Origin of the sequence: Xanthomonas nasturtii (assembly GCF_001660815.1) — a bacterium.
In the GTDB taxonomy this organism is placed as follows: domain Bacteria; phylum Pseudomonadota; class Gammaproteobacteria; order Xanthomonadales; family Xanthomonadaceae; genus Xanthomonas; species Xanthomonas nasturtii.
This window is the reverse complement of sequence record NZ_LYMI01000012.1, coordinates 19731-32366: the sequence shown is the minus strand read 5'-3', so window position 1 is coordinate 32366 and position 12636 is coordinate 19731. Positions and strand designations below refer to the sequence as shown.

Sequence of the window (12636 nt, the reverse complement as noted above, 5' to 3'; positions counted from 1 at the left end):
GCCAGCTACGCCTGTGCTGTCGGACTAAAACTTCAAATCCACACGCGCATACCAGAACCGTCCACCGGGGATGTCGTAGGTGGACGCGTCGTAGCCATTGAGGGAGCACGACAGGCAGATCGGCGGATCCTTGTCGAACACGTTGTTCAAGCCGGCCGTGAGTTGCAGTCCCTTGAGCCAATCGACCCGATAACCCACTTGCGCATCGTGGTAGGTGATCGCATCCAGCCGGTTGGTGCCCACTGATGGATCAGAACACACCGCAAACTCCACCGCGTCACCGCATTGCTCGGTGAGTCTGGAGATGTGCCGCGCGGTCCACGATGCCGTCCAGTTGCCCAGCGACCAGTCCAGTACCGCGTTGCTGGTCCACTCCGGAATCGCGCTGTCGACCACCTCGATACCCGGCCCCTGCGGCTGCCGCTGACCTGCTGCGCCCAGCGCCTCGTACCGGCCCACCAAGGTGTTCTGCCACGACAGCTTGAAACGCCCGAACGCGGTTTCCGGCAAGGTCCAGAACAGATCCACGTCCCACCCGTCGGTCTTGATCGAGCCCAGATTGGTCAACCGATTGTTGAAGGCGTTGATGCCGCCGGTGGATGCCCGCCCGATCCCGTTGCAGTACAACGCATCCAGCGTATCCACGCACAGATCCAGCTGCGTCTGCGCATTGATCGCCTGGATCGCACCGTCCACATGATGACGGTAGAACGTCACCTCCAGATCGAGGCGATCGGACCAGCTTGCGTTGCTCGCAAAGCCCGGGCTGAACACGAACCCCGCGCTGAAACTCCGCGAACGTTCCGGGTCCAGCTGCTCGTTGCCGCCCGTGGTGACCGAGATCTGCTGGTTGGCCTGCTGATAACCGCCAGGCACGCCGAGCGCTGCACAGTTGGCCGCGCTACCACGCGGTGCGGTGCCGCCCAGGCCGATCGAGCATGGGTCCGACAACTGCAGGTCCGCACGCGCCGCCGAACCGAACAACTCGCCGATGGTCGGCGCACGGAAGCCTTCCGCATAGCTGGTGCGCAACACGAACTCATCGGTGACCTGCCAACGCAGGCCGTACTTCGGCGTGAACTCGCCACCGAAGGTGGAATAATCCGAATAACGCCCGGCGATATTCAGATCGAGTTTGTCGCCCAGGGCCGAGTTGGCGAAGATCGGAATATTGAGTTCGAGATAGGCCTCGTTGACGTCGTAACTGCCCGAGGTAGGCAACGACGGCACGCCGTTGTAGCGCCCGGCCACGGTGAGCGGATCGGGTTGATACGAGCCTTCGTACTTGCGGTATTCGTAGCCGGTGGCGAACGACACCGCACCGCCGGGCAGCTGGAACAGCTCGCTGCTCAGGTTGGCGGTGAACAGGCTCAATTCGTTCTGGCTACGGTCGCGCACCACCGGCTGGATCCAGCGCAACATCTCCGGCGTGATGCTGCCGGCGCCGCTGAAGATATCCAGCGGCACGCAACCTGCCACCGCCGCGCATGCCGCCGGGTCGCCCAGCCCCAGATTGATGTTGAACAGGTTGTAGCTGCCGTAGTTGGTCTGTTCGGCCTTGTTCTTGCTGTACATGCCGTTGACGTCCCAGAACCACGTCCGCCCTGCACCTTCGAAGGTGCCGACCAGGCCGGTGCCGAAGTATTGCGTGTCCACCTGCTGCTCGAAGCGACGCGCCCCGCCTTCCACGGGGCGGCGGCCGATCTGGATCAGGTTGGTCGCCGAATTCAACTCGAAGCCGAACGGGTTGAACGGATTGAGCGCCGAAATGACGATGTTGTCGGCCAACGGGTTGCCGGTGCCGGCGTCGGGGCCGAGAAAGATCGGCTCCGGTGCGGCCTGGTTGGTCGATTCGCGCCGGTTGCCCAACGCCTTGACGTACCACTGCACGTCGTCATTGAAGTAGTAGCGAAATTGCGCGAACACGCCCTTGCGCTCGGATGGCGTCAGCAACAGATTCTGCTCGGCGAAGTTATAGCGGTCTGCGGTGCCGAAGCAGTGATAGTCGTCGCTACGCGTACATCCGCCGCTGCCATCGTATTGCGGTGTACCCACGCCGGCGTTGGGCGTGAGGTTCTGGCGCACGCCGGTGTTGGGGTCGACGAATTGAAAGCGGCCATCCGGCGTTGCCGAGCTGGCGAAGGTCAGCCCGGTGCCCGGAATCGGGAAGCGCGCCTGCGCACGGTCGCGCGCATAGATCGGATCCTGTTTGACGTAGCTGGCACCGAGAAACAGGCTGAAATTCTCGCCACTGGTGCCCCAGGCCAGGTCCATGCCCTGGTTGGCGCCATCGCCCTTGCCGTACTGCCCGTAGTTGAGCGTGACCTGCGCACCGTCGAAGCTGCGACGGGTGATGATGTTGACCACACCGGCGATCGCATCCGAACCGTACAGCGATGAAGCGCCGTCTTCGAGCACTTCGATGCGCTCGACGATCGCCAGCGGAATGGTGTTGAGATCGGTCGAGGAACCCACGCCGGACGCCGAGGATTCATTGACCCAACGGATGCCATCCACCAATACCAGCACGCGCTTGGAACCGAGATGGCGCAGATCCACCTGCGCCGAGCCCGCCCCCACGCCGCCGCCATCGGGCGGGAAACCGAAGTTGCCGGACGAATTGAACTTGGCATTGAGTGCCGAACCCGATGCAGTGAGTTCCTGCAGCACTTCGCCGATGGAGGTCAGCCCGGTGCGTTCGATGTCGGCGCGGTTAAGCGTCTGGATCGGCACCTGGCCCTGCAATTCGGCGGTCTTGATGCGCGTACCGGTGACCTGCACGCTGTCGAGCGTGCGCGTGCTCGGAGCGGCCTCGGGCTGCTGCGCCCAGGCGAGCGTGGGAATCAGACACAACGACAACTGCACGGCCAGGCATGACCGCGTGGGGCCAATCAGACGCTTCATCCTTTCTCTCTCCAGAAGGATAGGTAAGTGTCCGCACGCCCCCGTGCCCTGCGGTCCGTCCCAACTTTTAAACGAAACATTAACGCGCTGCAACTGGCAATGCAGCAGTACGCTGCGGCCTGCAGCGGTGAATGCTGCAGGCGTGCAAGCGCGGATGCGGGCGTGGCGCTCCTGCGCTGGCAGGTGCGTGCCGCCGCGTGGTCAGCGCCACGCTGCGTATTCACTCAGGCGCTCAGGCGTGCTTCGGTATCATCGCGGCATGACTTATGCCCCCCGCCTTGCCACTGTTTTCATCGGCCTGCTGTGCCTTGGCAGCACCGCGCTGCATGCGCAAACCCTCGACCCGCAATTGACCGCCGTGCGCGATGCCATCGCAGCCGCAGAGCGCGGCCAGGCCGATGCCGGTCAGCTCGGCGCATTGAGCCGCCACCCGCTCTACGGCTGGCTGGAATTTGCCACGCTCAAGCGCAATATCGACAACGTCTCCAATGCGCAGGCACAAGCATTTTTGCAGCGCTATGCGGGCCAGCCGGTGGCCGAAAGCTTCCGCAGCACCTGGTTGCCGGCGGTGGCACGCCGGCAGGACTGGAACACGCTGCTGGCCAACTGGAAGTCCACCGACAATGTGGGCCTGCGCTGCGCACAGCTGAGCGCGCGCCTGGGCACCGGTAAGGCGGACGCGCAGTGGAGCCGCGATGCGCTGACGCTGTGGCGCACCGGCAAGGGGCTACCCGATGCCTGCGATACGGTGGTTGCCGGGCTGGAATCGCGCGGCGAGCTGACGCCGGCCTTGCGGTGGGAGCGCGTGGAAGCCGCTGCCGATGCGCAGCTGCCTGCGGTGATGCGCACCGCCGCGCGTGGCCTGCCGGCGGCCGATCTGGCGCTGGCCACCGATTACGCTGCCTTTCTCGACAAGGTCCACCCACGTGCACTGGCTTGGCCCAGGACCGAGCGCAGCCGCCGCATTGCAGTCGACGGGTTGGCCAAACTGGCCAAGAGCGACCCGGACGCCGCCGAGCAGCAGCTACCGCAGCTTGCCGGCGCGCTCGGCTTCAGCGAAGCGCAACGCGGGCAGGTGCTGTACCAGATCGCGCTGTGGACGGTGGCCTCGTATCTGCCGGATTCGGCGCGCCGGCTCAACGCCGTGCCGGATGCGTCCTACGACGAACGCCTGCACGAATGGCGCGCGCGCGAGGCGATGTCGCGTGGCGACTGGCCGGCGGCATTGGCTGCCATTCGCAAGATGCCGGCAGCCCAGCGCAGCGATTCGCGCTGGCAGTATTTCGAAGCGCGCCTCGCCGAAAAGACCGGCGCTGCCGCGGCCGCACAGCCGCTGTATCGCACAGCCGCGCAATCGCCGACCTTCCACGGCTTCCTGGCCGCCGACCGCCTGCAGCAGCCGTACCGGCTGTGTCCGTGGGAGCCCAAGGACAGCCCGCAGGCCAAGGCGGCCGTCGCACGCGACCCGGCCTTGATCCGCGCCATCGCCTTGTTCCAGATCGACCGCCCCGGCTGGGCAGTGGCCGAATGGAACGATGCCGCCACCCGTTTCGACGACACCCAACGCCGCCTGGCAGTGGAAGTGGCAAGCGACAACGGTTGGTTCGACCGCGCGGTGTTCGCGCTTGGCAAGCAGCCGGACGAACAACGCCTGTACGCGCTGCGCTTCCCGTTGCATCACGACGACAGCATTCGCCGCGAAGCCGCCAGGAATGCGATCGACCCGGCCTGGGTGGCCGCGGAAATCCGTGCCGAAAGCATCTTCAATCCGCGCGCGCGTTCGCCGGCCAACGCAATGGGACTGATGCAGGTGTTGCCCGGCACCGGCGCTGCCGTCGCCAAGGGCATTGCCCTGCCCGGCTATGCGGGCGCCACCAGCCTGTACGAGCCGGATACCAACATCGCCATCGGCACGGCGTATCTGCGTCAGTTGCTCAACACTTATGGACTGCCCTACCTCACCATCGCCGCCTACAACGCGGGGCCCGGCCCGACCGGGCGCTGGCAATCGCAGCGCCCGGGCTTTGAGCCGGACTTCTGGATCGAGACCATCAGCTACAAGGAAACCCGCGAATACGTTGCGCGCGTGCTGGCCTTCAGCGTGATCTACGACTGGCGCCTCAACGGCGACATGCTGCCGCTGAGCGACCGACTGATGGGCAAGCTGGTGGACAAGCGCCTCAAGCCGGTGTGCACGCCGGGCCAGGCGGCGAACAACGCGGCGCAGGATTGAGTCGAGTTAATCGACCTGCATCACTTGCTGATTCGGTGGTGCGCGCGGCGCGCTCGCCAGACACTGTTCTGGTGGCTTTATTGAAGGACGAGGACACTGCTTCGCACGGTTTTGTGGTCGCTGGTTGCTGTGTTGAAAACTTGCCCACCGACCATCTCGCCTGGTCCTTGCCCGCGCACCGTCGCGGGACCCTTGGCGGCATGGATGCCGCCAAGGAGCTACATGGAGGTACTTGCAGCGTGTGCCGCGATGGTGGGCGGGCAAGGGCCCTGCAGCAACTGCGAAGACCTGCAGCTCTAGAGTGCTACAACTGATCCATCGATTCCGTCCAACCCTCTCTAAGCGATCAAGATTTGCTGACGCAATGACTTGGCCACCGCAAAGCCCGGCCAAACGTCCGACAGCAACGGCCGCGTAGTGTTTCGACGCGTACACCGCATCGGGCATCATGTGCGCATGAAGATCTATCTCGTTGGCGGCGCAGTCCGCGATGCATTGCTTGGCCAGCCGGCTGGCGACCGCGACTGGGTGGTGGTGGGTGCCGATCAGGCGCAGATGGAAGCGCAGGGCTTCAAACCGGTTGGCAAGGATTTCCCGGTGTTTTTGCATCCGCGCAGCGGCGAGGAATACGCACTGGCGCGCACCGAGCGCAAGTCCGGCCGCGGCTATCGCGGCTTCGTGGTGGATGCCGATCCGTCGGTGACGCTGGAAGAAGATCTGCTGCGCCGCGATTTCACCATCAATGCGATCGCGCGCGACGAGGACACGGGCGAGCTGTTCGACCCGTACAACGGCGCACGCGACCTGGAGGCGCGCGTCCTGCGGCATGTTGGCCCGGCATTTGTCGAAGATCCCGTGCGCGTGTTGCGTGCTGCGCGCTTCATGGCGCGGCTGGCGCCGCTGGGCTTTGCCATCGCGCCGGAGACTGCGTCACTGATGCGGGAAATGGCAGCCAGCGGTGAGCTGGACAGCCTGGTGCCCGAGCGCGTGTGGCAGGAGCTGCGTCGCGCATTGACCTGCGCGCAGCCATCGGCATTCCTGCGCACCTTGCACGCGACCGATGCGCTACGCGTCATCCTGCCCGAGCTCGATGCGCTGTATGGCGTGCCGCAGCGCGCCGAGTTCCATCCGGAAGTGGATACCGGCATCCACCAGGAAATGGTCAGCGACATGACCGCGCAGCTGGCGCCAGGCGATGCGTTGGTCGGCTTTGCTGCACTTACTCACGATCTGGGCAAGGCATTCACACCGCCGGAGGAATGGCCGCGCCACGTCATGCACGAACAACGCGGCGTCGCTCCGCTGCAGACGCTGTGCGAACGCCTCAAGGTGCCGCAGGATTACCGCCAGCTTGCCGTCACCGCCTGCCGCGAACACTTGAACGTGCATCGCCTGGCCGAACTGCGCGACCGCACCGTGCACGAGCTACTGGTGCGCTGCGATGGCTTCCGCCGCCCCGAGCGCATCGCGCAGCTGGCATTGGTATGCGAAGCCGACAAGCGTGGCCGCCTGGGTAGCGAAGATGACGCGTACCCACAAGGCGAAGAACTCAAGCGACTGCACGCCGCTGCCCTGGCAATCAACGCGCGCGACCTGGCAGCCAATGGCCTGCAAGGCCCGCAGATCGGTGAAGCATTGGCAAAGGCGCGCATTGCGGCCATTGCCGCCGCGCGCAGTTTAAAGCGCGAGGAGTGAGCGCTGGTTGCCTGCTGGGCCGCTGGCGTCCATACCCGTGGCGGATCGCCGAGGCAGCAAGTAGAGCGGCAAAAAGCGTTGCGAGCGGCCGTCAGCTGGATGCAGATGGCAGCGAAACCGGAGTGCAGGCGTGGCACACGCCGATGCCGAGCACAGGCCACGATCCGGTAGCGGATGCGCAGTAGTCTTCGACGCGCTTCATCGTGCATGCCTTCTCGCGCCTATGCGGCCGGCGGTATTCCCTGGTACATCGGCATCACCAAGCGCACCTCGTCGTTGCGCAACTCGAAAACCGCAGGGTTCGAAAGAGGCACACCCAGCCTCGCAGTGGCGTGACGGCCAACGCCCTCCACGCGCCGTGCGTGCGCTTCCCCCGAACCATGCGCTTTACAGCTTGAAATTCAGGCTCAACATGAAGGAGCGGCCGTTTTTATAAATGTAGTACGGCTGGTTCTTGTTGCCGATGTAGCTGAAGTAGGTTTCGTCCAGCAGGTTCGTGGCCTCCAGCGCCACGCGCAGGCGCTCGGTGGCCTGATAACCGAACGATGCATCCACCTGGGTGAACGCATCGGTCATCTGCTGACCGTTGAGCCGCCCGATCTGGGTGAAGTATTCCGAACGCCAGCCCAGATTCACCCGCGCGCTCCACTTGCCTTGCTCGTAGTACGGGCTGATGTTGTAGGCATTGCGCGAGTTGTACGGCAGGCTGTAGTCGCCGTCGGTGTTGGAATCGGAGTAGGTGTAGTTGGCCACCACGCCGAAGCCGTTGCCGAAGTTGTGCTGCAGATTGAGCGCCACGCCTTGCACTTTGGCGTCGCCGGCATTGGTTGGCACCGATGTCTGATACGTGCTGGACCCGCCGGTGGCGTTGTTGAAGAACACGCGGTCCTGCACGGTGGTCAGGATGTAGTTGGAGATATCGCGCGAGAAAAATTCGCCACTGAGCAGGCTGCTGTCGGAGAAATACCACTCCAGCGATGCGCCGAGGTTGGTCGATTCGTACGGGCTCAAGCCTGGATTGCCGGTGGAGGCGGTCAGCGTGGTGTCGTCGGTGGCCACATACGGGGTCATGTTGGTATAACGCGGCCGCGCGATCACCTTGGAGGCGGCAAAGCGCAGCATCAGATCGTCGCGCAGGTCATACGCAATATTGAACGCCGGTAGCCATTTGCCGTAGCTGCTGAGGAAATTGACCGGCGTATAGCCGCCGCCTGGCGCGTAGCTGAAACCATCGGTGGAATCGCGCGTATGCACATAGCGCACACCGATGTTGCCGCGATAGCGCTCGCCGGAGAAGTTGCCTTGCAGGAACCACGCACGGTTCTGCTCTTCGATGCTGTAGTTGCCGGCATAACTGATCGGCAGCCCGTCATCGCCCTCCAATCCGCCGATGTATCGACTGATCGCACCGCTGTTGATGGTCGACCAGCGCTGCATGTCGGCACTGGTCGATAGGCCGTCCAGATACCCGGACGGCGTGGTGCCAGGCGAAAACGCCGCGAGGGTGCTGCCATCGTTCGGGGTCCAGGTACGGCTGTACGCCGATTGCCCAGTGGCGTGATTGGTGAGCTTGATGCCGGTCAGGATCTGCGTGAACGGTCCCCACTCCACCGCATGGTCGAAATCCAGCTGCAGATAGCGCTCTTTGTCGTACTGCGGGCTGTGGCTGGCCGAGGCGTTGTTGAGTTGCATCGCTGCGGCATTGGTGGGGTCGGTGCTGTAGTCCATCGCGGTGCGGCGCCCGTCGATGTCGTAGCTGTAGCCGGCCAGGTTGCGGAACTGGATGCCGTAAATGCGCTCGGCACCGCCTTGGGAGCTGGTGTAGCCCACCTGGCTGGACGCATTCCAGCCATCGCCGTGCCAGTCGGCGCGCAGATGGATGCTGCCGGTGGTGACGTCGCTGTTACGCAGGTAACCGTCCAGGAACGTGGTGGATTGATCGCCGAAGGTGCCCGAGGTGGCAACGCCGTTTTCGAAGCCTAACGCCTGCGCGTCGCCGGGATTGGAGCCCCAATAGCCGTAACGGCTCTGGTTGTAGTTGTCGAAACTTTCCTTGACGTACAGGCCGGTCAGATTGAGCTCGAAATCACTGTCCGGCTTCCATTGCAGCGCAGCGCTGACGCCGTCTCGCTTGCGCGTCTGCTGGAACAGCGCGGTATTGATCGAGGTGGGAAACACGCCAGTGTTGTTACCGACCACCCCCGGCGGAAACCCGGCGCCTGCGACGTCGTCGTAGCCGAAGATTTCCACGCCGTCGCGGCGCAACACGCGCTGCGAATGCATCACCGAGGTGAGCACGCCCAGGGTTTCGTCCTGGTTCTTCCAGCTGTACAACGCCGACGCATTCGGCTTGCCTTCGTCGGAACGATCGTTGTAGCCGTAGCTCACGGTGCCGGTGAGCGTATTGCGATCCAGATCCAGCGGCTTGCGCGTGTGCACGATCACGGTGCCACCGATGGAGCCTTCATCGATCCGCGCTTCCGGGGTCTTGTAGACCTCCATCAGGCCGACCACCTCCGGCGCCAGCGTGCTGTAGTTGAACGAGCGGCTGTCCGGGTCGTTGGGGTCGCCGCCCCAACTGGTCGATGCAATGGTCTGGCCATTGAGCAGCACGCGATTGAGCGCCGGATCGGTGCCCAGGATGCTGACTTTTTCGCCTTCGCCGAACTGCCTGTCCACGGTGATGCCGGACAGCCGCGACAACGATTCGGCCACGTTGGTATCGGGAAATTTGCCGATGTCTTCGGCGCTGATCGCATCGACGATCGCATCGGCATTGCGCTTGACGTTGAGCGCCTTGCCCAGGCTGGCCTGGTAGCCCACCACCTTGATTTCATCCAGCGTGGAAACCGATGGATTGGTTTGTGCGGGGGTTTGTTGCTGCGCAGGTGCAGGCTGTTCCTGCGCGAATGCGGGAAGCGCTGCAACGCAGGCAACGGTGGCGCCACCGACAAGCAAGCACCTGACGGCGGCACTCAATGGAGAGCGGCATAGCGCAGCGATGGACGCATGCACTTGCACACAACGGGATGAAGCGAACAGATGGGGAAACAGCATTGCATGGACCTCGTAACTGATGTCGGATGGCAACCGTGTGGTTGCGCAACGACGCGCGACGCGCGTGTCATGCCCGCAATCCGCCCCCTGTACCGGATACGAGCGACCACCCGCATTCCATGACGGCATGCGGGTAACGCCAAGCCGCGAGATGCGCGGCCGGCAATGTTTTTCTCGAACGTGGAGCAGCGTCTCTTCGCTGACAACGTTATCAACGAAGGTGCCTTTCGTGAGCGGCGCTGTCAACTCATCCGCACGAACGCAGTTTTTTATGCGCTGAACAGCGTGTTTTGTGCAGATATCTGGATGACCGCGTGACCGTCGTCTCACTGCTTTCGGCGCGCGTGCAGACCGCTGCGCCTTGCTGCCTACTGCCACACCGCTGCGCGCACGATGGTGCGGTGCAGAGTGTTTGCGCGCGCAGAGTGTGGTTTGCATGAAACGTCGGCAACGCGTAACGACGATGAAGAGACGCCGCACTGCGCGACGTAGGCGAAGGTTGCAACGATGCGACACGCCATGAACGCCGCGCGTGGTCGCGCGGCGCAAGCGTAACGCTTACTCCCGCTGCCCGGCCACCCAGGTGCTCAACACCTGCACATCTGCATCCACCAACACCAGGTCGGCTTGATAGCCGGGCGCGATGCGTCCCAGGCGGTCGCCCAGGCCGATGCATTGCGCGGGATAGGTGGAGGCCATGCGTGCGGCTTCGGCCAGATCCACGCCCAGCCACTGCACGCTGTTGCGCACGGCGGTGGCCATGTCCAGTGCGGAGCCGGCCAGTGCGCCATCGGCATTGCGCACCACGCCGTCCACGGCGGTGATGGTCTCGCCATACAGATCGAAGCTGGGGCTGTCGCTGCCGACCATCGGCATGGCATCGGTGACCAGCAGCAGCTTGCCGCGTGGCTTGGCCGCCAGGGCCACGCGCAGGCTGGCCGGATGCACGTGCACGCCATCGACGATGACGCCGCACCACACAGTGGGGTCTTCCAGCGCCGCGCCGACGGCGTTGGGCTCGCGCCCGGCCAGTTGCGACATCGCGTTGTACACATGCGTAAAACCGCTGACGCCTGCGGCAATGCCAGCGCGCGCCTGCTCGTAAGTCGCCGCAGTATGCCCGGCGAACACGATCGCGCCGCCGGCAACGAAGGCACGGATATCGTCCAGCGGCACGCGCTCGGGCGCGAGCGTGATCAGGGTGACGCCGTTATCCAACGAGGTGTCGACCGCAATCTCGTGCGCGTCCGGCACGCGGAACTTGTGCGCGTCGTGCGTGCCCTTGCGGGCCGGGCTCAGGTACGGGCCTTCCAGATGGATGCCGAGCACACCGGGCACGCCTTGCGCGATTGCAGCACGCGTTGCATCGATCGCTTCGGCCATCACCTCGGCAGTGTCGCTGATCAGCGTGGGCAGCATGCCGGTGGTGCCGAAGCGGCGATGCGCCGCGGCGATGGTGGCCAGTGCCTGCGGGTCGCGCGCGTTGTTGAACAACACCCCGCCGCCGCCGTTGACCTGGATGTCGATGAAGCCCGGCAACAAGGTGGCGCCGCCCAGATCCACGCGCGTATGCGCCTGCGCAACGCGCGCATCATCTGCCGGCACAATCGCCTGGATCTGCGTGCCAGCCAGCACCACGACCAGGCCATCCTGCAATCCGTTGTCGGTGAGCACGCGTGCGTTGCACAGTGCCTGAGTCGTGAAAGCGTGCATGATCAGACGGTTTCCGTGACCTTGTTCAGATGCGGCGGCAAATCGGGATTGTGGCCGCGCTGCAGCGCCAAGGCATTGATCGCGCGATAGAAGCTCTGCACGGTGAGCAGCGGTGCGCAGGCAGGATGCGCGGCATCGGCAAGCGGCAGGTCGCCATCGGGCGCGGCCAGCCACACCTGCGCGCCACGCGCGCGGAATTCGGCGGCGAGTGCGCGCGTGCCGGCACCGGTTTCGTCCGGCTGGGCAAACACCAAGACCGGGAAGCCCGGGCCCACCAATGCCATCGGGCCATGCTTGACCTCGGCCGAGCTGTAGGCTTCGGCATGCAGGCCGCAGGTTTCCTTGAACTTCAAGGCCGCTTCCTGCGCCGCGCCCAGGCCCAGGCCGCGGCCCAGCACGAACAGGTTATGCGCGGGCGTCAAACCGGTGGTCAGTGCCGACCAGTCGGCCTGCCAGGCATTGCGCAGTTGCTGCGGCAATGCCTCCACTGCCGCGAGCAGTGCCGGGTCGTTCTTCCACACGGCACCCAGCTGCAGCACCGCTGCCAGCGAGGCGAGGTAGCTCTTGGTGGCAGCCACGCTGTTTTCCGGGCCTGCGCCGAGCGGAATCACCACATCGGCCAGCTGCGCCAGCGGCGAATCTTCCACGTTGACCAGGGCGATCACGCGCGCGCCGGCGGCCTTGGCCGCTTCGGCATTGCGCAGCAGGTCCGGGCTCTTGCCCGATTGCGAAATCACGATGTACAGCGCGCCACGCAGTTGCAGCGGCGCTGCATACACCGAGCCCACCGACGGCGACGCAGACGCAGTGACGATGCCGAGCTGGGTTTCGAACAGATATTTGGCGTAGGTGGCGGCGTGATCGGAACTGCCGCGCGCGCAGGTCACCACGAACGGTGGCGGATTGTCGCGCAGCGACTGCGCAAGCGCGGCGATGGTGTCGGCATTGCGGGCGAACTGTGCAGCAACCACGTCGGCAGTCTGCGCCGCCTCGCGGAACATCAAGGTGTCGGTTTCGGTGGGAAGGCTCATCGT

Annotated in this window: 6 protein-coding genes; 2 read left to right on the top strand and 4 right to left on the bottom strand. The window is 64.5% G+C overall.

Going from position 1 to position 12636, the window contains the following annotated elements:
• Positions 1-24: 24 nt before the first annotated feature.
• Positions 25-2904, bottom strand: a complete 2880-nt coding sequence (locus tag A7D16_RS05875; protein ID WP_064630750.1) for a TonB-dependent receptor plug domain-containing protein — start codon at positions 2902-2904, stop codon at positions 25-27.
• 259 nt (positions 2905-3163) lie between these two features.
• Between A7D16_RS05875 and A7D16_RS05870 the strand changes: the two genes are divergently transcribed.
• The gene (locus tag A7D16_RS05870) at positions 3164-5137 is read left to right on the top strand and encodes a transglycosylase SLT domain-containing protein (RefSeq protein ID WP_064630748.1); all 1974 of its coding nucleotides are present in this window, start codon (positions 3164-3166) and stop codon (positions 5135-5137) included.
• A 456-nt stretch (positions 5138-5593) separates the two neighbouring features.
• On the top strand, positions 5594-6832 hold the full coding sequence (locus tag A7D16_RS05865; protein WP_064630746.1) for a multifunctional CCA addition/repair protein: 1239 nt from the start codon (positions 5594-5596) through the stop codon (positions 6830-6832).
• Positions 6833-7219: 387 nt separating this feature from the next.
• On the opposite strand, the gene A7D16_RS05860 is transcribed toward A7D16_RS05865, so the two are convergent.
• From A7D16_RS05860 to A7D16_RS05850, 3 genes are all read right to left on the bottom strand, one after another.
• Entirely contained in the window at positions 7220-9889 is a 2670-nt protein-coding gene (locus tag A7D16_RS05860) for a TonB-dependent receptor (protein WP_064630744.1), read from the bottom strand.
• Positions 9890-10447: 558 nt separating this feature from the next.
• Positions 10448-11602, bottom strand: coding sequence for an N-acetylglucosamine-6-phosphate deacetylase (gene nagA / locus A7D16_RS05855; protein WP_064630742.1), 1155 nt, complete (start codon positions 11600-11602; stop codon positions 10448-10450).
• 2 nt (positions 11603-11604) lie between these two features.
• Positions 11605-12633, bottom strand: a complete 1029-nt coding sequence (locus tag A7D16_RS05850; protein ID WP_064630740.1) for an SIS domain-containing protein — start codon at positions 12631-12633, stop codon at positions 11605-11607.
• Positions 12634-12636: the final 3 nt, after the last annotated feature.

Bases quoted from the DNA above. Each gene is read 5' to 3' on its own strand.
- A7D16_RS05870 (WP_064630748.1), top strand. From the start codon at position 3,164: ATGACTTATGCCCCCCGCCTTGCCACTGTTTTCATCGGCCTGCTGTGC.
- A7D16_RS05875 (WP_064630750.1), bottom strand. From the start codon at position 2,904: ATGAAGCGTCTGATTGGCCCCACGCGGTCATGCCTGGCCGTGCAGTTG.
- A7D16_RS05850 (WP_064630740.1), bottom strand. From the start codon at position 12,633: ATGAGCCTTCCCACCGAAACCGACACCTTGATGTTCCGCGAGGCGGCG.
- A7D16_RS05865 (WP_064630746.1), top strand. From the start codon at position 5,594: ATGAAGATCTATCTCGTTGGCGGCGCAGTCCGCGATGCATTGCTTGGC.
- A7D16_RS05860 (WP_064630744.1), bottom strand. From the start codon at position 9,889: ATGCTGTTTCCCCATCTGTTCGCTTCATCCCGTTGTGTGCAAGTGCAT.
- nagA (WP_064630742.1), bottom strand. From the start codon at position 11,602: ATGCACGCTTTCACGACTCAGGCACTGTGCAACGCACGCGTGCTCACC.